Raw genomic sequence first — 20,215 nt, 5'->3', positions numbered from 1 at the left:
TTGCCGACCGGGGTGATAAGGTATCGTTTACCATTTGTCCGGTTGTGATAAGGGTAAAATTCCCACTTCCGTCATTTTGGTACAATTGGGCGCTTTGTGGAACTCCGGTTCCTCCCGCAAGTTTATATAAAATAATATCGATATCTCCATCATTGTCATAGTCTATCCATTCGGCAGGCGTAGAGTTGAATGGGGTAGTAGGTGTACTGAGCACATTACCTGTTACTTGGGTAAAGTTGCCATCACAATCATTTCTATAAAGTGTGTTTGCCGGATTACAGAATGCTATGACATCCAGGTCCCCATCTCCATCATAATCACCCCAGCTGCTGCTGGTAGTACGTCCTAGGTTGACAATATCGCCAGTGGTTACTTTGGTGAAATATTGTTGAGGGAAATCAGGCTCTAAATGCAACATTACCGGGCTTAAAGTGATCCATTCGCGTATTGTATGGCTTGCTGTATCAGCTATAGCTAAACCACTTTTGGTAGCAATTCGATATCGAATAGCGGTGTCTAAGGAATGAACCTCAGCTTTGTTGAATGAGAAGAACCCACTCGAATCTGTTACTACATAAGAGATACTATTCACAATACTTCCAGAAGAATCAATAAATATAATCGTGTCACCCACAGCTGGACCACTCCCACAAATAGTATCTCTCTTTAAAAATCCACCAACCGTAGGCCTACAATCCTGCACAATAAATCGTTGGTCAAGCGTATCTATTTGTCCCAAAGTATCGGTTACAATTAATCTAATATCATATGAACCGGGTATTGAATAATAAATTTTGGGATGAGCGACATTGGAAAATTGTCCATTTCCGAAATTCCAATTGTAGTTAAAAATTCCGGTTGAATCGTCCTCATAAGTTCCTGTTGCAATAATGGTATCATTCGGACAATCTAATGTGTCAGGGTCTAAAACAACATGACCAAGATTTGATTGTTTACAAAAAAAACAGTCTTTACTCTTTAAAACAAAGGCCCAATCAGGATAATTTTCATCAGTTGTAGGAACCGGAAGTTTGGCTTTACCAAATAAGTTAGGAGCAATGGTTAACGTAGTTAAAGAATGTTGAATTATTCGTGTATAAAACCATTTTAATTCATACTTTTTTGAGAATGACAATCCACTTGTAATTTTAATATTGCGCTCTGCAATTGTATAAGGACTAACTAAATTTTGATCAGCTTTTGTCCCAACATCGGGGTTAGTTGCCTGACCAGCAGCAACTAAAGAGTTAATACATGGATCAATGTATCTGTAATTCCACCAATGGCAACTCATATTGTGAACCCATCCGGCAAAATAACCTTTTAGATCAGTCAAATAGTAATATTCATATGTTCTTTCCAAACTTTGAGCCTTTATAAAAGAATAATCTATATAAGTTATCTTGTGTAACTCATCTTCAGAACCAAACAAAACATCTCTCGCCTTACTCAAATCTACATTATTATCAAAAAACCACCTTAAGTGAGAAATATTATTTGCACGATATTCGTTTTTTTCCCAGGCATTCCAATTTAAACCAACAGAATAACCTCCCATAAAAGCACTGGCCCAAATGGAATTGTGAAATTCAAGATCAAAGCAATTGTCAACTAAAAAATTCCCATTGCCCATTTCGCCAATTGTAGATGGCTTTTTGTATTTCCGTATAATTGGAAACAGAGCATTGTTCCTATCCAAATTTATTCGCCTATTCAATCCATAACTATGAATACTTGTGACATTTATATTGGGAGAAAAATATGTATTGTCATCATTTTCAGGTTCGCCAGAATAACTTGTGGAAACCAAATGTTTTTTTTGATCAATAGATTTAATATATTCCGCCATTTCCCAGTGCCAACTTGCTGTGGCCTGACGATAGTTCGAAGAGTTTTTATAATCATTCCGTATGGGAACTTCGCTGTTGCCGACAGCATATTCACGTCCAGTTTGGTCAATTTCATTCATAATTTGAAAAAGAGCGATATTACTTGAGTAACCCCAACGAGAAAGCATATATCTTAACCGATTTTGGTAATACTTTTTGGCAATTGGGTTTTGAAAAAAATCAATAGGTTGGTTCACTCCTGGAATTGTTGTATGATAAGGGTTATTTTGCCATCCATTAGTAAAACAGAATGGGTCATTAATGTCGTAAGTCTGAAAATTATCCAAACAAAAAATGAAATGCATATTTTTATCGTGCGCCAAATCAAACATTTTATCTAATTCCCACATATGAGGCTGGACTTCATCGTAATCACCTAATTTGTTAAGCTCTGGCAAGAATGAACTTGTATGAGCAAAGAATCTAAAAAAATTACCGCCATTACTCGCTAAGTCCGATACGTATCCTTGCCATGTAATATAATGCTGTGGTTGGGCAGAATAATAGGCACAAGAAAATGAATTTACAAAGCCTATATTTTGACCTATTCCAAAAAATTGATTTCCGGTTTCGCTAAATTTCAATCGATCGTAATTCCCCACTTTTAAGTAGCCTTGATTATTTGACGGCACACAATTAAAATTAAAACAACCTATACTTACTGTAGTGTGATTTACATTTACGGAAATAGAACCAGACCATTCCCCAACTTCATCAGGCGCAATTCGTAATCTCCATGTGTAATCTTTATTGGGATCATTAATAACATTATCCCAGGAAGTATTGGTGCTATTATGAATAAATTCTTTGTAAAAAAAAGCATAGCCACTAATTGAATGGCGAAATGGAGTTGTTCGAAATGCGTTAAAAGATATATCTATTTGATCGGGATCGTAAGGATTAATACCAGATCCTCCTGCCAAATAATTATCAATTTGGGCTTGAATAGTTGCAGGCAACTTTATTCCCAATTCGTATTTTTCATATTTTCCAACACTTGCACCAATAGCAGAATATGGAGTTATCACTTTTAAATCAAGTAGTGTATTAGAAATGGTTGCATGGAAGTTACCACCAGCAGTAAAGTTTCCGGCATGAAATCCATTCAACAAATGGACACATTTTCCAGCTAATATTCCTTTAAAACTACCTCCAGTTATATAAGTTGAATTGGGTTGTGTAGGACCAACATAACACTCTTGTGTACATTCAGGCGCTCCTTGACTCCCAATATCTGGAACCAGCAAATCAGGCATCCCTGATTGCGCCAAAACATTATTCGCAAGCAACACTGTAATTATTACTTTCTTTATCATGATATTATTTAACATATAATATTCCGGTTATTCCGTATGAATACAATTGTAATATTTGATTAGGTAAATTGCGGGTAATATTTCCTTCTATACTAAAAGCATGCGATTTACTAAATTCATATTGAACCCCACATTTGAAAGCCATGCTAATAATCTGATTAGCATGTGCACCATCATAAACCTGGGAAGCTCCACTACCCCAAAAATAATCATAAGTAATACTCCCCTTATTGTGTGGGCCCTGCGGATTAATAAAGAAATCAATTAAAATACCCGTACTTGCCGTAAGTTTTAACTTGGACTTACCAATATTGTACTTTATTAGCAATGGTAAACTCAAATAAATATATGTAAATTCATCTTTAACGGTATCAATGTCAGTTGACCAGGTTGGAAACTTTCCCACTATTTGCTTAACAACATAAGGCTTACTATTAAACCCCTTTTGCGAAAATATCAATCCTGTTTGCAGCTCAAAGTTTTTCCATTTTTTTCTTGATGCAATAATTCCAAACGATCCATTCCATCTTTTGATATCGACAGAGTCGCGAAATCTTTTGAATTCAAGACCATAATCAGTATCAAGGGTTCTATAGCAATAATCTCCTGAAATAGAAATCCCAAAACTCCATTTTTTCTCGCTTGGCACAACTTCCTCTTGAGAATACATATTTATATGTAAAACAAACATTAGAAGTATTGAAATAAAAAGTGCTTTATTTACCATTTCTTCTTTATTTATTCTCCGTAAACAGTTTAGCTTTAATAATCTCATTCTCCTTTTTAAGCTCAATGACATACAATGTAAGCTCTTCGATCTTTTCAAGCAATTTCATTTCAATCTCACCAACGGTAATGCCCTTTGCTTCAAACTCCTTTGCTGAAGGAATATTGGGAAGATGTTTGTTTGCCTTAATATATTGTTCAACTTCACCGAGTGATTTTAAATTATAATTTTTTTCAAATACATAATCTGGCGTAATGGGTTGTGCATCAATTAATATATCTCTCGCTCTTACATATCCATTACTATATACTACAAAATTTACTCTGGTAGCATCAGCAATGATTAACTCCGTTGCCCTAATTGCACCTGCAACCTCAAGTTTTTGAGACGGAATTGTAGTTCCGATACCCACATTACCAGTAGTACCAACTCCACTTGCAGACCCAATAAATAAAGTAGGCAAATCACTGTTGAAGCCTATCATCAATGAACTGGCTATATTATTTATCAAAGGCGTGCTAAAAGCAGGTCCGCTACCCATTACGATTGAATGTGTTGCGCCAAACGTTGTCCCAGTTAATACTCCAAAAGAGAGGGAACCACTTCCATAGGCAAGCATACTGTTATATATATTTCCGGCTGGGGTGTTGGTTCTAGCAATCTTCAATCCCCCAACATAAGGATGAGGATTTCCGGAATAATTTCCCCAAGACCACGAAATAATATTTTTATTCTGGTCGTACGTAAGCGAACTGTCGCCTAAATGGATGATTCCATTAGGTGAAAGAAAATGTGAAGCAGTTATATTATTGGCAGTAATTTGATTAACCGTTGTGTTGCTAGTAATGTTCAGCGTTTGGGCAATAATACTGCCAGTTGTTTTAATATTTCCATTTACTTCAAGTTTTTCACCTGGATTAGTAACTCCAATTCCTACATTGCCGGAGGCGTTAGCAATGCGAATACGTTCAATATTGTTTGTTTTAAAAATGAGGGGGAAATCGTTAGTTGTACCTAAGAAATTTTTTTGTTTTATTTTATTTCCCTTCAGCATCCAACTTTTATTACCATCATTATCGCAGTCATCTTGGGCAAAAGCGATTTTCATAGCAAAAAGTAATATTATACTTATTAAGCATGTTGCTTTTGTATAATAATTTCTATTTGTAAATGTTTTCATGGTTGCAATGTTTTGGTTGTACATTTGGAAATGGTACTGTGGAAAATAAATTTTCCACAGTTGGTATACATTTGTAGTAGCAAATTAGACTAAATAGTAGATAAAGTCAAATAATTCGGTTAGATTCTTGGTCAACTTGGTATGTGTTTTATACGTTCACGATAATTCTGGTATTCTCCATCCCACATTGATATTACCTTTTTCATTATTATAAGTTTATAATTCCTTATTTGCCATTAGATAAATGAATTACAATTCGTAAGCCTATATTACTCTGAACATGATTTATGTTAAAAAAAAATTCTGTCCCAATTCCTAAATCTTTTAATGGTTTAACAATCACCTGAATATTTGATGATAATCCAATGCTAGAATACGAAGGCCACTCTATTCCACTGTTAGAAGTTATTTTTTTATTCCCCCACATGAATCCGGGCCCTATAAAGCCACTTAGTAAATAAAATCTATCAAATAATCTGTAGCCGACATTGAGATTGATACAGTTGAGATATAGTGTCTGAGCGAATATATTTCCATTAAATCCGATTTGATAACAGAGTTTACCAATTAATCGATTGTAATTTATCCCAAGATTAAAATCGTTCATACCTTGAGTCAGGTGTTTATTTGATGCAATACCAAAACCAATATTTCCCCAATCTTTTTTGAATTTTGTTGAATCTTGGACGGCTCCTATACAATTAATTTGTAATGTTAAAGCCAATAACAATATAATTTTCTGTATAATCTTGGTCATATATTTATAAGCTATTTAAAAAGTCAAGTTTAAAATGATAAACACAACATTTCTCCTGTGCACTTAAAGCGTAGGAAATGTGGATCAGAAAACAGAACAGAAATCCAAGGTTTTTCATTGAAATAGCTATTACTTATTTTTAATCTCTTGTGTCAAGGCTTTTGTTCTCCACCTGCATTCTTCCGGAAACAATAAGATCGCGACGATTCTCATAAAGAATATTTTTATTGGATAATATTATACTTTTCAAGGATCCATACATGGTTGCTGTCGAGCAAAACTTTTTTTACAATACCTATGCTTTTACCAATATAAACCTGTGTTCGGTTTTTCCACTCAGCAAACTGGTAGGTGTCGTCAAATCGCACAATGTTTTTATACACGCCAAACATTGTAGAAATACTATCTATAGCCCCCATGCAAGTTAAATCTTCCCCCTTTATACCATCACTCTTTCCATAAGTAATATCATTTTTAACAAATTTATTTGTCATTAAAAGACCCGTTCCTTGATAATACCCAGGAATTTCGCCATACCAAAAAACACTCCCTCTTCCGTTGTTGTCAACCCATGTTCCATCAAACGAATGAATATAATTTTTACCTATTGTATCCTGATACCTGGTAGAAAAGAATTCAAAAGTGCCTGTATAACCAACATTATCCTTTTCTGTTATTATGTATGTTCCCCTTGATGCTGAAGTAACATACAAGCTATCGCGTTTATTGGTTATACTATCCTTATATACCCACCATGTCCCCACTTTAAAGTAAGCATAGTCCAATAAATTTTGTGGAGCTAATATGGTTCCTTTATTTGGAACAGTTTTGGGATCCCTCTTACAAGCAATGGTTAAAAGAATAATTAATACTGTGATACTTGAAATTATATTTGGTGTTTTCATTTGGGTCTATGTTTAGACCAATGTGCGGTGAATATGCGAGATGTAGGGCATAATGAAATGAAAGAGCCAAAAGTTGCTATTAAAATCTTATAATCAAAAAAAAATCCCCCGAAAACGGAGGATTTAATTTTAGCTTAATGAATAGCGTTTGAAGCCTGTTACCGAGAGCCCGTTGTCGGACTCCTTGAGGTATTGGGCTACCGTTTTTTTACTGTCTTTAATGAACTCCTGGTTCAACAGGGTTGACTCTTTATAAAATTTATTGATCTTACCCTGGGCTATCTTTTCAATCATATCTTCCGGTTTACCTTCCTGGCGGATAAGATCACGGGCTATTTCCAATTCTTTTTCAACTAATTTTGGATCAACGTCTGATTTATCAAGCGCTACAGGAGCCATGGCGGCAACCTGCATTGCAATGTCCTTCTGAACAGCTGTCGCAACATCCGGTTTATTGAAACCAACTACAGTCGCTAATTTATTTCCCGGATGAATATAAGCGCTTACATTAGCCGCTTCCACTACATCATAACGACTCAATTCAATTTTCTCACCTATTTTACCTACCTGCTCAATGATCTTATCGGCAATGGTAAGTCCGTTTCCGTTATAGGATAATGATTTTAATTCTTCTATGGTTTTAGGCTGCTTGTCAATAGCTATCTGCGCGATCTGGTTTACAAACTGAGTGAACTCTTCGTTCTTTGCAACAAAATCCGTTTCGCAGTTCACAACCACCAAAACACCGCGTTTATTATCGGTTGTGGTCTTTGCAATAACAACGCCTTCGTTAGTGGCTCTGTCGCTGCGGCTTGCAGCAACCTTTTGACCTTTTTTACGAAGCAGTTCAATGGCCTTTTCAAAATCGCCTTCGGCTTCTGTAAGAGCTTTCTTACAATCCATCATACCCGCACCGGTAGTTTGTCTTAACTTATTTACATCAGCAGCAGTTATAGTTGACATGGTATACTAAAAATTTGATTTAATTAATTATTTCTTTCTTGGTCCGCCTGGGCGACTTGATGGCCCACCCGGACGACCTGAAGATGACCCTCCACGACCACCGCCTGCAGGTGCAGCACCTTTTCTCGGACGCTGTTTTGTTGCAACCCCTTCCGGACGCGCTTCTTCTTCAGAATATTTTTTCAATTTAGCAGAACCGCTGATCAATTCTTCAGCTTCTTCTTTCGATGATCTCTCTTCAGCATCAGCTCTTTCTTTTTCTTCCGCAGCTGCCGCTTCTTTATCCATCTTTCTTTCGCCCAAACCTTCTTCAATGGCTTTAACGATTAATTCAGTAATAATAGCTATCGATGATGAAGCGTCATCATTACCCGGAATAGGCAGGTCAACTTTATTCGGATCTGAATTTGTATCAACAATCGCGTAAGTAGGAATGTTTAAACGCTTTGCTTCAGCAACAGCAATGTGCTCCTTCATAATGTCAACGACGAACAAGGCTGCAGGAAGACGTGTAAGATCGGCCACACTGCCTAATTGTGATTCAAGTTTGGCGCGCTCACGTGCAATCATCAAACGCTCCTTTTTAGAGATGTTATTATATGTTCCGTCAGTCGACATCTTATCGATCAAAGCCATTTTGCGTATAGCTTTACGGATTGTAGCAAAGTTTGTAAGCATACCACCGGGCCAGCGCTCAGTAACATAAGGCATGTTAATGCGTTTTACCTTTTCGGCAACGATCTCTTTACCTTGCTTTTTGGTAGCGACAAATAATATTTTTTTACCTGTGCGGGCAATTTGCTTCAACGCAGCCGCGGCTTCATCAATCTTAGCGACAGTCTTATTCAGATCAATAATATGAATTCCATTCTTCTCAGTGAAGATATATGGAGCCATTGCAGGGTTCCATTTTCTGCGCAGGTGACCAAAGTGTACACCGGCTTCCAGTAAATCGTTGAAATTTGTTCTTGACATTCTATCAGTTTTCAGTTTAATGGTTTGGCTACGCTAACCACAAGGTTTAATTATTAATTTTATTAGGTTGATTAAAATATTAACGTTTGCTGAATTGGAAACGTTTACGGGCCTTCTTCTGACCGGGCTTCTTTCGTTCCACCATACGGGGGTCACGTGTCAAAAGACGATCTGTTTTGAATGCTTTTCTCAGCTCATCATCAACTGTGATCATAGCCTTCGCAATTGCCAAACGCAATGCCTCAGCCTGACCGGTAAGACCGCCGCCTGTAATAGTGGCTGTAATATCATACTTGTCCTCAGATTTAGCTATCACCAGGGCCTGCGTCACTTTATAACGAAGGATCTCGGTTGGGAAATAGTCTTTGTATTCTTTTCCGTTAACAGTAATTTCTCCTTTTCCTTTAGCGGCATAAATGCGGGCTACGGATGTTTTTCTTCTTCCTGATGTGTTAATTACGTCCATCGTATTTATTTGATTGATGTTAATTTAATTGCTTTGGGTTGTTGCGCTTCATGAGGATGTTTGGCACCAGGGTATACAAAAAGATTTTTGTATACAGCGTCACCTAATTTTGTTTTAGGCAACATCCGTTTAACCGCCATTTCAATTACACGCTCAGGGTGAGTATGAAGCAACTCCTTGGGAGTGGCAAAACGCTGACCTCCGGGATAACCGGTATGACGGATATATTCCTTATCCGTTAGTTTCTTTCCGGTTAATTTGATCTTTTCGGCATTGATGATCACAACATTATCGCCGCTATCAACATGCGGTGTGAATGATGTTTTGTGCTTACCTCTTAAAACGTAAGCGACACGTGATGCTAAACGACCTAAAACTTCGTTTTCGGCGTCTACCAAAATCCAATTTTTCTGTGCAGTTTCTTTGTTTTTATAAACTGTTTTGTAGCTGACTGAATCCACTGTTTTTGTATTTTAATTGTTCAAAATTATATACTTCCCTTAAAAGGGGTTGCGAAGATAAAAAGGTTTTCGAGACTGAGCAAGTTTAGCGGTGAATTAATGTATTAGTTGTAAGGGAAAGGCAGGATGTACGGGAAAGCTAGCCTAAATTTTGCCGAACAAAAAATACATTTTAACTATATTATTGAATATCAATAAGTTAAATTATTCTAAAAATGGTATTCTTTAAACTCCTTTGTAAACTCTTCATCGGTTATTTTGGGATTTACCTGGATGTTAAGATATTCATACGACTCGAATAAACCTTTATCGTCATAAACGCGGGTTAATAATGGAACAAAATACACCTTGTCAATATAAATTATGGTCATTTTTGCATAGGCATTCGGAACAATGATCTCCTGGCCTTCTTTTACATCATTATAATTTTTGATCTTTTTATTATTCTCTTTAATCATGTATTCACTTAATGCCAGTTTACGCGCGATAGTTACGAGGGTTTCTCCTTTTTTTACAACATATGGCACAAAAGCAAAATCGTTATCAAGTATTGTAACCTTATAAGCGGTTCGGCCATTGACCTTTTCTTCTCCTCCATATAAAAAGCATTTCTCAAACCGATCGCCGATCTGTTTTATGGAATACTCAATTGTTGTTTTAAAGTAATCGAATCCGATCTCATGTATAGTGTGATGCTGATCGCTGGTCATTAATGAGCCGAATGGACTCAGGTTAAGGTTTATGTATGGGAATGAACCGGGATTGACCAATGCATCACCATTATTTTTCCCTTCAACCCAAAGCACTTCGGCACCTTTTACGTATATATAGAGCTTACGTGGTGAGCGCTGCAGCTTAATACTTGAACCGTAATTTTTAAACTGCCCTTCGATCCGCTCAGTGATCTTAAGATCGTACTTAAGCGTTTTAATATTATCGATCCCTTTCATTAATTGATTAATAAGCTCGCGGCTTGTTATCGCATTCTGATCAGCAGGCATATCCGGGGTCTTGCCGAAGCCGCATTCTGACATGCAGGTAAGAGACGGATGAGAACGGCTCCCGCTTTTAAACGCCAGAAGCGAGACGAAAATTAAAGGGAATAAAATAAATAAACCGTACTTTTTCAAAACGTTGTGTAAGTAAATTCAATGGTAAATATAAAACAAAACAGGCCTCACAAAATATGTGAAGCCTGTTAATATAAATCAATACAAATTTATTTTTTTACAACTCCAAGCGTATTTACAAACTTTGTGAGTTTTGACTTAAGGTTAGCCGCCTTATTTTTATGTATAACATTTTTCTTAGCCAATTTATCAAGCATAGAAGTTATTTTAGGAAGCTCAGTTTGCGCCTTTGTCTTATCGGTTTCTGTACGAAGATCCTTAATCGCTGTTCTTGCAGTTTTAGTATAATACCTGTTTCTTAAACGCTTCGAATCGTTAGCCCTTATACGCTTTTCGGCTGATTTATGATTTGCCATTTTTTATGTTTTTATTACTAAATTGGACCGCAAATGTACGCCTTTTGGCCGGAAATGCAAATAATTATATGCATAATTAAAGCAGGCTTGATTTTTACTCACGAAATCTCTTAAACCGGCAGATTCTGTAGACCATACCCGATTAAAATTACAGCAAATTCAGTCGTAATAATAAATTTTAATGTTGGCTGAGTTTTTAACGAAATCGACCTTATAAATACTCACTTTATGAATATTAAGACCCGTCAGCCTTTTCAGATCTTCCTTTAATGCTCCAAGTTTCTCCGGTTTTATCATTTCTAAATTGCCATATTGTATGGACTGCACCATTTCGTTTTTCATGAATAAACTGCCATCAAGCATGTAAGCTGCAATGACAACAATTAAATCAATAACCAATATATCAATAATATTTCCCCTGTCAATTGAGTTAACCAGGCCAAGCGCTATAACAATAAACAGATAGGTCATGTCTTTGGCCGAAATATCCTCTGTTCTGTAACGCAATAATGAAAACACAGCAAATATCCCAAAAGCCGCGCCGGTAGATAGTTCTATCTTATTGAACAAATAAGTTATTATGAAAACCAAAATATTGAAAAGAAAAAAAGTAAAGAAAAAATCTTTTTTCCCATATATGGAGTAATAGATAAAACGGATAAGGATGAACACGAAAATGATGTCAATCAATAAGGCAGTAAAAAAATACATATTCAGACTTCTCTGTTCAATTTGAAAAAGGGTGCATGCCATCTCTATTTTATTAAAATGTTCATCTCTTAAAGCGGGCCCTGCCAGATATGCATTTGCTGCGCCACTCCTGCATTTAAACAAGAAAACAATACTATGAAAAACATACAAAGGCGAAATATATTTCGTGACGGCATAGCTATAAATTAGAGTTGTTAAATATACCTTAACCAGGTTAAATAACAAAACAGTATTGATTATGATACAAGTATCTGATTACAAATTAAATATGTATAGATAAATCTTCCTTCAAGGGCTAACTTTAATTGCTTTTTATTGCTAAATTTGACACCTTAATATTACCATACCTGCATGGAAAAAACAACGACAAAGAGTGAGAAGGCTGTTTCGGGCAGTAATACTTCACAAAAATTCGACAAAAAAACATACTTATACTGGTATGAACTAATGTTGCTGATGCGCCGGTTTGAAGAGCGCTCAGGCCAGCTTTATATACAGCAAAAGATCCGCGGATTTTGTCATTTATATATCGGGCAGGAAGCATTGGCTGCAGGCGCGGAAAGCGCAACCCGAAAAGAGGACCGCGTTATAACAGCTTACCGGGATCACGCGCATCCGATAGCACGCGGAGTTCAACCCAAATATGTAATGGCCGAATTGTTTGCAAAAGCCACCGGCTGCTCAAAAGGCAAAGGGGGATCAATGCACATGTTCAGTAAAGAACATAACTTTTTCGGCGGACATGGAATTGTGGGCGGACAGATCCCCCTGGGTGCCGGCATTGCCTTTGCCGACAAATACAACGGGAATGAGAGCGTAACGCTTTGTTATATGGGAGATGGGGCGGTTCGCCAGGGTGCATTGCATGAGGCATTTAACATGGCTATGCTTTGGAAACTTCCTGTGATCTTTATTATTGAGAACAACAATTATGCTATGGGAACTTCTGTTGAAAGGACCTCCAACGTGCACGATCTTTACAAGCTAGGTTTATCCTATGAAATGCCTTCGTTTGCGGTTGATGGTATGAGTTGCGAGGCTGTTCACAAAGCCATTGCATCGGCAGCTGAGCATGCACGCAAAGGCAAAGGACCTACCTTGCTTGAAATGAAAACCTATCGTTACCGCGGTCACTCCATGAGTGATCCCGGAACATACCGGTCTAAAGAAGAAGTTGAAGACTACAAAAAAAAGGACCCTATTGAACTTGTATTAGCTACGTTAAAGAAGAATGACTGGATCACAGATAAGGAAGTGGAAGCCATGGAAGCGAAAATCAAAGCAATAGTTGATGACTCAATTAAGTTTGCTGAAGAGTCTCCTTACCCTGATCCATCGGAGCTTTATAAAGACGTTTATACCCAGGGCGATTATCCGTACATAAAGGAATAAGAGAATGAAAAATTAAGAATGAAAAATTAAGAATTGCGTCGTGGCAAAAGATAATTTAATACTGGATAAAACTTTTGATTTTGCATTAAAAATAATTTCACTCTATAAAATTCTTACTTCAAAAAATGAATATGTTTTATCTAAACAAATATTAAGAGCAGGGACGAGCGTTGGTGCTAATGTTGAAGAAGCTGTAGGCGGGCATTCGAAGAAGGATTTTGTGGCGAAAATGATAATTGCCTATAAAGAAGCAAGAGAAACGAGATACTGGTTAAGACTACTTGAAAGGAGTCAACTTGTAAAACACGATTACACCTCTTTTCTCAGTGAAATTCAAGACATTATTAATATTTTAACAGCAATCATTAAATCCTCGAAAGAGTAAAATTCATTTTTAATTATTAATTTTTAATCCTTCATTTATAAAACTATGGCCGAAGTAGTAAGAATGCCCAAACTAAGCGACACCATGACAGAAGGTGTTGTATCCAAATGGTTAAAAAAAGTTGGCGACAAAGTTAAGTCGGGTGATATCCTTGCCGAGATCGACAGTGATAAAGCAACCATGGAGTTTGAATCATTTTACGATGGCACATTGTTATACATTGGTGTTCCGGATAAAAAAGGCGCGCCGGTTGATTCCATTTTGGCGATCATAGGTAAAGAAGGAGAAGATATTTCAGCATTAATAGCAGGAGAAAAAAAGTCAGAAGCCGGAAGTCAGAAATCAGAAGTGAAGGAAGAGAAAAAAGTAGCAACAGTGGCAGGTGGAAGTAAGCAGCAAGAAGAAGTTGGCAAAGGGCAGTTGGCAAAGGGCAATGGCAGTTCACAAACAGCTTCAAAACCTGAAACCAGGCACCCGAAACCTGAAACTATTTCAAACGGTCGCGTCAAAGCTTCTCCATTAGCTAAAATGCTCGCTGAAGAAAAAGGGATAGCTGTGAGTATGCTCAGAGGCACGGGTGACGGAGGACGGGTTATAAAAAGAGATATTGAAAACTATGGCGGATCAGCGGCATCCACTTTTGTCGGTGTTGAGAGTTACGAAGAAGTTGAAATATCACAGATGCGCAAAACGATCGCACGCAGGCTTGCTGAAAGCAAATTCACCTCTCCGCATTTTTACCTCACCATGGAGATTCAGATGGATGAGGCGATAAAGGCCCGTGAAGCTATTAATACTGTTGCTTCTGTAAAAATTTCATTCAACGATATTATTATAAAAGCGGTGGCAGCATCACTCCGTAAACATCCCAAAGTAAACTCTTCCTGGTTAAATGAGGTGATTCGTTATAATCATCACATTAATATTGGTGTTGCCGTTGCTGTTGAGGACGGACTGCTGGTTCCCGTAGTTCGTTTTGCAGACGGGAAAACACTTTCACAAATAGCTGTTGAAGTGAAAACGTTCGCTCAAAAAGCGAAAGACAAAAAATTACAGCCCGCGGATTGGGAAGGGAATACTTTTACGATCTCTAATTTAGGCATGTTTGGTATTGATGAGTTTACCGCCATCATTAATCCTCCTGATGCATGCATACTTGCCATTGGCGGCATAAAAGAAGCCGCTGTTGTAAAGAACGGACAATTAGCTGCAGGTAACATAATGAAGGTTACTTTATCATGCGATCATCGTGTGGTTGACGGCGCTACAGGATCGGCCTTCCTGCAAACATTGAAGCAAATGCTTGAAAACCCGGTACTATTATTGGGAGCCCAGTCGATTTAAAACCTTACCCGAACAAGCTTTTTTCCTTTATAAACCCTGGTTCGGGAATATTAAGCCCGCATACCTTATTGATCTTCTGAATTGTATAGAGCGCCAATTCAGGTGAATGCAATTCGTTATGCTGGTGCATAAAAAAATAAATTTCGTGAATACCGGCATCCATCCATTTTTTCATTCGTTTTACCCAATCGTCACTGCGCGTATAATCTGTAGGATGTAAACCGTTACCAACAAACCGGATAAATGCCTTTGGAACGGTTAAGGCCATATGCACACAATCCCTGCGTCCAGAGGCATCGGTAATCACAGCACCAAATTTAGTTTCCTGTAACATTTCAAATAAGCGTTTCGAATTACCAGGTTCGTACCATTCTTTGTGACGCACTTCAACAAATACCTCCAGGTCTTTTGGCAAGGATTTTAAATATGCTTTTAAATATTCGAATTCTTTGGGTCCATAATTATCAGAAAGCTGTAGAAAACAGGGACCCAGATTTTTCCCAAACGCAGATATAGCATCAAGATATATATCCGTAACATGCTTTGCGCTTTTCAACCTGCTGACGTGCGTTATGGAATTATTAAACTTCGGACAAAACAAAAAATCCTTTCCCACCTTACTTGTCCACTTTTCTATGGTGGCTTTAGGAAATACCTGGTAAAACATTGCATTGAACTCAATACAATTAAAATGCCTGGCATAGTGTTCAAGAAAATCAGCATCCTTTGTACCTTTCGGATACAACTTTCCCAGCCACTCCTTGCGGCCCCATTTAGCGCAGCCCACAAACACTTTAACCTTTTTGTTTTTAGGAAGAGGATTATTTTTTAATGTCAATTTTGTTTCAGGCCTGTCCGGAGGTAAACGGAAATCAATTTTATTTATCTCTGAAGAAGGTACTTTACCGAATTCCATACGGATTTAGGAGTTGGGAATAAGGATTTAATCTTTTCTCTTCGTTTCCTTCCAGGTCTTATATATGTCCTGTTGCGTTGGCCTTTCTTTCGGTATTTCACGAAGCGGTTCACAAACTTTAAGCGTGGCATAACACCCGGCAGGCAACTGTTGATATAATTTTGTGCCCTGTGTTTTCCATTCGATCATTTCATCACTCACATCCTTCACAATTTTAGCGGGATTTCCAACAACAACCTTTCTTTCAGGAATAATCATGCCGGTTGGAACAAAGGCAAGGGAACCAATGATGCAGTTGTCACCAATAACAACGCTATCCATAATCACCGCATTCATCCCCACTAACACATTTTTTCCAATTATGGCCCCATGAATAATCGCTCCATGCCCAATGTGCGCACTTTCCTTTAATATTACTGTTGTTCCCGGAAACATATGAATAGTACAATTCTCCTGCACATTACAGCCATCTTCAATGATTATTTGTCCCCAATCGCCGCGAATGGCCGCACCGGGACCTATGTAAACATCTTTACCGATAATTACATTTCCGGTTACCGCAGCCTGCGAATGAATGAATGAGCTTTGGTGAATGACTGGTTTATATCCGTTGAATTCGTAGATCATTAATTTATATTTTGTGTGTCGGTCACACTGAGCGGAGTCGAAGTGTGCGCGTTGGACTGCTTATAGTTCAAATGACTTGTTTCATTTTTACAAATTGCATGATGTTTTAATTTATCCCAATTACTATTAATTAGTGCCTCCTTTTTAGCTCGTGACCAACCTTTCAATTTTTTCTCAAAATCAATTGCCTCAAGTGGTCTATCAAATATTTCGTAAAACACTAACTCCACCGGACGCCTCGAACTTGTATAAGATGATGGACTATGACCACAATTGTGTTCATTTAACCTGCGGTCTATATTATTTGTTACACCTGTATAATAACTATCATCAGAACACTTAACAATATATACTAACAATCGTTTCATTGATATCTTATAAAGGCCCGCACTCGTCTTCGACTCCGCTCAGACTGACCTGCGCGCTATCCAAATCGTTAATAATTATACTTTTTCAATAACTACCGCATACCCCTGCCCTACTCCTATACACATGGTAACAAGTGCATACTTTTTGTTCTTCTCTTGCAACTCAATTGCGGCTGAATTAAGAATTCGAGCGCCGCTCATTCCTAATGGATGACCTAATGCAATGGCGCCGCCATTCGGATTGATTCGGGGATCATTGTCAGCGATACCCCATGCGCGGGTACAGGCAAGACTTTGTGCAGCGAAAGCTTCATTAAGTTCAACAATATCCATATCGCTCATTTTTAAACCAGCCTTTTGTAAAGCCTTATTACTCGCTGCCACCGGACCAATACCCATGATGCGGGGCTCAACACCGGCTACTCCTGATGAAACGATACGTGCCCTGGGTTTTAAATTATATTTTTTGACGGCATTTTCAGAAGCCAACAAAATAGCAGCGGCACCATCATTTAAACCCGATGCATTACCGGGGGTTACAGTCCCGTCCTTTCTGAAAGATGGTTTTAGTTTGGCCAAAACATCAAGAGTTGTGGATGGCTTAATAAATTCATCCTTATCAAAAAGTATAGGATCACCTTTACGCTGTGGAATTCCCACACCAATTATTTCTTTGGCAAAGCGTCCGTTCTTTTGCGCAGCCGTTGCTTTCATTTGACTCCATACAGAAAATTTATCCTGATCCTCACGACTGATCTTATCACGGTCAGCAAGATTTTCGGCGGTCTCACCCATTGCATCCGTACCATACATTTCTTTCATCTTTGGATTAATGAAACGCCAACCGAAACTACTGTCGAACATTTGTGCATCACGTCCAAACGCGGAACTTGTTTTAGAAATTACCCATGGACCCCGGGTCATGTTCTCCACTCCACCCGATATCATTAATTCTGCATCGCCAACCATTATTGAACGGGCAGCTGCCATAGAAGCGGATAAACCCGAAGCACACAAACGATTAACTGTTTCTCCTGGTACTGAAACAGGTAACCCGGCCATTAATAAAGCCATACGAGCTACATTGCGATTATCTTCACCTGATTGATTGGCACATCCCATGATAACATCACCAATTTCATTCGGATCAACACCTGAATTTCTTTTCATCAACTCCTTCAGAACAACGGTTGCAAGATTATCTGTTCTTATAGTTGCTAATGACCCGCCAAAATTACCGATCGGGGTGCGGATACCGTCTATTATGTAAACACTTTTCATTTGTATATAATTTGTAAGTTGCTGTTTGTCAAATGGAATACGCCATATTCATTTTCGGTTGGTGTGCTGAAGGTATGTGGCTATTTCATAATTAATGGCACGCTGATCTTTATGATAATTATGATTGGTTATGATCTATCAGCGTATATCTTAATGATCATAACACATCCGTATTCTATTCCCCTTCAGTAGGAAACCAATCTTTTGAAGTTCTATAAACCGTTCCCTTAAATAAGGCTACTGTTTTATTATCCTGGTTGGTTATTGTAATACTATATATTCCGATCTTATTTGATAAAGAAACCTCTTGAGCAATAGCAGTTATCACGTCGCCTTCCACCAGCGATACTGTATGAGAAATGGAAGTTTCAACTGAAACACTTTTACGTCCATGTGAATTAGAAGCGAATGCAAGCGCACTATCCGCTAATGAATAAGTGATGCCACCATGCGCAATGGCAAAACCATTTAACATTTCCTTGCGTATTTTCATACGCAATGTGCAAGCCCCGGTTTTTACCTCAAGCAGCTCAATACCCAACCACTGACTGAACCAGTCGTTGTTGTACATCTGATCGACAACCCTTTGAGCTAATGTTTTTTGCGACATTATTTTCTTAATAAAAGGTAATTTTATCAGCGGCCATACGTTTGATCAATACGCTGGGCCTGTAACGGTCCTCAGCATACTCATCATACATATCCTGCAGCACATCCGAAATTTTTTCAATACCAATCTGATCAGCCCATTTCAACAGCCCTTTGGGATAATTTACACCTTTGGTCATTGCCAGGTCTATATCTTCTTTCGAAGCAATTTTCATATATAGTGTATCAGCCGCTTCATTGATGAGCATATATAATACACGGTGAAAAATACCTTCACCCAGCTCTTCATCCAAAGTAGGCTGAGGAATTGAAGCTCCCTCACTGTAATTATAATATCCTTGCCCTGATTTACGACCAAAACGTTTGGCTTCGAACAATCGCTTTTGTGTCAAAGATGGTTTGTAGCGTTGATCATAGAACATTTGTGTCCAAACGGTTTCAGTAACCGTATAATTGATATCATTCCCGATCATATCCATTAACTCGAAGGGCCCCATTTTAAAACCACCAAACTCTTTCATGGCCCAGTCAATGGTTGCGAAATCCGCAAAACCCTCTTCATAAATACGAATTGCCTCGCCGTAAAACGGGCGTGCCACACGATTAACAATAAAGCCGGGCGTATCCTTTGCAAGTACAGTAGTTTTACCCCAGCTATCAATCATCTTTTTTGATCCGACTATTACCTCCTGAGAAGTAGCTAAGCCGGGAATAATTTCTACCAATGGCATTAAAGGTGCAGGATTGAAAAAATGGACTCCAATTACCCTTTGAGGTTTTGTGCATGATGAGGCAATTGATGTTATGGAAAGAGATGATGTATTGCTTGCCAATATACATTCTGCCGGCACAATTGTTTCAAGATCAGAAAATACTTTTTGTTTTACACTAAGATTCTCAATGATCGCTTCAACAACTAGTCCGCATGATTTAAGACCGGTGAGGCTTGAAACATATTTAATGTGTTTTAAAATATCATCAGCAGCTTCTTTGGCAAGCTTTTGTTTTTCCACCAGTTTATTTAAAACAACCTGCAATGTCGTTTTACTTTTATCAAGAGCCGCACTGTTATTGTCATACACCAATACATCATGTCCTGCCATTGCAGCAACCTGTGCAATGCCACTACCCATAGCACCGGAACCAATAACACCAATTTGGGTTTCTTTATTCAGCATACATTACTTTTTGGAACCGATACATATTCCATTGCTTGTTCAGCAAATTTAGTCCATTCTTTTGAATGTTTGCTGCTTACGTGAACTCATTCTTTCATAGCACGCCCCCTTCCACCTGGATAGGAAAGTTGAGAACTCTTAGAAACTGTTTAAATTTTATTCAATAATATTTTTATAGCTGCAAAATGAATCATTGCCTCACTTGTTTCAAGCAAATATTCAAAATCTTTACTCAATCTTCGTTGGTTTTCAAACCAAGAAAAAGTTCTTTCAATAATC

General features: G+C 37.9%; 22 protein-coding genes. 3 read left to right on the top strand and 19 right to left on the bottom strand.

From position 1 onward, the window contains the following. The 12 genes from HYU69_05680 to HYU69_05625 all read right to left on the bottom strand — a co-directional run. Nucleotides 1-3,205: VCBS repeat-containing protein (locus HYU69_05680; protein ID MBI2269833.1), on the bottom strand; the 3,205-nt coding region annotated here is incomplete at its 3' end. Between the two features lie 4 nt (nucleotides 3,206-3,209). Then, nucleotides 3,210-3,932 (bottom strand): outer membrane beta-barrel protein, encoded by a 723-nt coding sequence (locus HYU69_05675; GenBank protein MBI2269832.1) that lies wholly within the window; start codon nucleotides 3,930-3,932, stop codon nucleotides 3,210-3,212. 7 nt (nucleotides 3,933-3,939) lie between these two features. Then, nucleotides 3,940-5,112 (bottom strand): hypothetical protein, encoded by a 1,173-nt coding sequence (locus HYU69_05670; protein MBI2269831.1) that lies wholly within the window; start codon nucleotides 5,110-5,112, stop codon nucleotides 3,940-3,942. Between the two features lie 226 nt (nucleotides 5,113-5,338). Beyond that, entirely contained in the window at nucleotides 5,339-5,869 is a 531-nt protein-coding gene (locus HYU69_05665; protein MBI2269830.1) for a hypothetical protein, read from the bottom strand. Nucleotides 5,870-6,093: 224 nt separating this feature from the next. Continuing rightward, nucleotides 6,094-6,774 carry a hypothetical protein gene (locus HYU69_05660; protein ID MBI2269829.1) on the bottom strand — a complete coding sequence of 227 codons (681 nt, stop codon included), beginning with the start codon at nucleotides 6,772-6,774 and terminating at the stop codon, nucleotides 6,094-6,096. A 129-nt stretch (nucleotides 6,775-6,903) separates the two neighbouring features. Beyond that, complete coding sequence (locus tag HYU69_05655) at nucleotides 6,904-7,737, bottom strand: elongation factor Ts (GenBank protein ID MBI2269828.1); 834 nt, start codon at nucleotides 7,735-7,737, stop codon at nucleotides 6,904-6,906. A 27-nt stretch (nucleotides 7,738-7,764) separates the two neighbouring features. Further along, entirely contained in the window at nucleotides 7,765-8,712 is a 948-nt protein-coding gene (rpsB, locus tag HYU69_05650; GenBank protein ID MBI2269827.1) for a 30S ribosomal protein S2, read from the bottom strand. Nucleotides 8,713-8,791: 79 nt separating this feature from the next. After that, nucleotides 8,792-9,178 (bottom strand): 30S ribosomal protein S9, encoded by a 387-nt coding sequence (gene rpsI / locus HYU69_05645; protein ID MBI2269826.1) that lies wholly within the window; start codon nucleotides 9,176-9,178, stop codon nucleotides 8,792-8,794. A gap of 5 nt (nucleotides 9,179-9,183) precedes the next feature. Then, nucleotides 9,184-9,639, bottom strand: a complete 456-nt coding sequence (rplM, locus tag HYU69_05640) for a 50S ribosomal protein L13 (GenBank protein ID MBI2269825.1) — start codon at nucleotides 9,637-9,639, stop codon at nucleotides 9,184-9,186. Nucleotides 9,640-9,848: 209 nt separating this feature from the next. Beyond that, nucleotides 9,849-10,673, bottom strand: a complete 825-nt coding sequence (locus HYU69_05635; GenBank protein ID MBI2269824.1) for a DUF1571 domain-containing protein — start codon at nucleotides 10,671-10,673, stop codon at nucleotides 9,849-9,851. 185 nt (nucleotides 10,674-10,858) lie between these two features. After that, complete coding sequence (locus HYU69_05630; GenBank protein MBI2269823.1) at nucleotides 10,859-11,125, bottom strand: 30S ribosomal protein S20; 267 nt, start codon at nucleotides 11,123-11,125, stop codon at nucleotides 10,859-10,861. A gap of 159 nt (nucleotides 11,126-11,284) precedes the next feature. Beyond that, nucleotides 11,285-11,878 (bottom strand): DUF4956 domain-containing protein, encoded by a 594-nt coding sequence (locus HYU69_05625; GenBank protein ID MBI2269822.1) that lies wholly within the window; start codon nucleotides 11,876-11,878, stop codon nucleotides 11,285-11,287. 309 nt (nucleotides 11,879-12,187) lie between these two features. Between HYU69_05625 and pdhA the strand changes: the two genes are divergently transcribed. Genes pdhA through HYU69_05610 form a run of 3 tightly spaced genes read left to right on the top strand, consistent with a single transcriptional unit; the run spans nucleotide 12,188 to nucleotide 14,957 of the window. Further along, the gene (pdhA, locus tag HYU69_05620) at nucleotides 12,188-13,228 is read left to right on the top strand and encodes a pyruvate dehydrogenase (acetyl-transferring) E1 component subunit alpha (GenBank protein ID MBI2269821.1); all 1,041 of its coding nucleotides are present in this window, start codon (nucleotides 12,188-12,190) and stop codon (nucleotides 13,226-13,228) included. Nucleotides 13,229-13,268: 40 nt separating this feature from the next. Beyond that, a complete protein-coding gene (locus HYU69_05615) occupies nucleotides 13,269-13,613 on the top strand; it encodes a four helix bundle protein (GenBank protein MBI2269820.1) in 345 nt (114 codons plus the stop codon). Between the two features lie 45 nt (nucleotides 13,614-13,658). Next, nucleotides 13,659-14,957: a pyruvate dehydrogenase complex dihydrolipoamide acetyltransferase gene (locus tag HYU69_05610; GenBank protein MBI2269819.1), complete on the top strand. Its 1,299-nt coding sequence runs from the start codon at nucleotides 13,659-13,661 to the stop codon at nucleotides 14,955-14,957. A 4-nt stretch (nucleotides 14,958-14,961) separates the two neighbouring features. Here the strand turns inward: HYU69_05610 and HYU69_05605 are convergent, their stop codons facing one another. From HYU69_05605 to HYU69_05575, 7 genes are all read right to left on the bottom strand, one after another. Then, on the bottom strand, nucleotides 14,962-15,873 hold the full coding sequence (locus HYU69_05605) for a DUF72 domain-containing protein (GenBank protein MBI2269818.1): 912 nt from the start codon (nucleotides 15,871-15,873) through the stop codon (nucleotides 14,962-14,964). 27 nt (nucleotides 15,874-15,900) lie between these two features. Further along, complete coding sequence (locus HYU69_05600) at nucleotides 15,901-16,500, bottom strand: transferase hexapeptide repeat family protein (protein MBI2269817.1); 600 nt, start codon at nucleotides 16,498-16,500, stop codon at nucleotides 15,901-15,903. Beyond that, nucleotides 16,500-16,868, bottom strand: a complete 369-nt coding sequence (locus HYU69_05595) for a GIY-YIG nuclease family protein (protein MBI2269816.1) — start codon at nucleotides 16,866-16,868, stop codon at nucleotides 16,500-16,502. The genes HYU69_05600 and HYU69_05595 overlap by 1 nt, the downstream gene beginning before the upstream one ends. 75 nt (nucleotides 16,869-16,943) lie before the next feature. Then, nucleotides 16,944-18,149 (bottom strand): 3-oxoadipyl-CoA thiolase, encoded by a 1,206-nt coding sequence (gene pcaF / locus HYU69_05590; GenBank protein MBI2269815.1) that lies wholly within the window; start codon nucleotides 18,147-18,149, stop codon nucleotides 16,944-16,946. Nucleotides 18,150-18,324: 175 nt separating this feature from the next. Beyond that, the gene (locus tag HYU69_05585; GenBank protein ID MBI2269814.1) at nucleotides 18,325-18,759 is read right to left on the bottom strand and encodes a hotdog fold thioesterase; all 435 of its coding nucleotides are present in this window, start codon (nucleotides 18,757-18,759) and stop codon (nucleotides 18,325-18,327) included. A gap of 7 nt (nucleotides 18,760-18,766) precedes the next feature. Then, nucleotides 18,767-19,936: a 3-hydroxybutyryl-CoA dehydrogenase gene (locus HYU69_05580; GenBank protein MBI2269813.1), complete on the bottom strand. Its 1,170-nt coding sequence runs from the start codon at nucleotides 19,934-19,936 to the stop codon at nucleotides 18,767-18,769. 149 nt (nucleotides 19,937-20,085) lie between these two features. Then, nucleotides 20,086-20,215, bottom strand: a 130-nt coding sequence (locus tag HYU69_05575) for a transposase (GenBank protein ID MBI2269812.1), incomplete at its 5' end; no start/stop codon positions are given.

This window comes from Bacteroidota bacterium (assembly GCA_016183775.1).
In the GTDB taxonomy this organism is placed as follows: Bacteria; Bacteroidota; Bacteroidia; order JABDFU01; family JABDFU01; genus JABDFU01.
The sequence above is the reverse complement of the archived record's forward strand: the minus strand, read 5'-3'. Positions and strand labels throughout refer to the sequence as shown.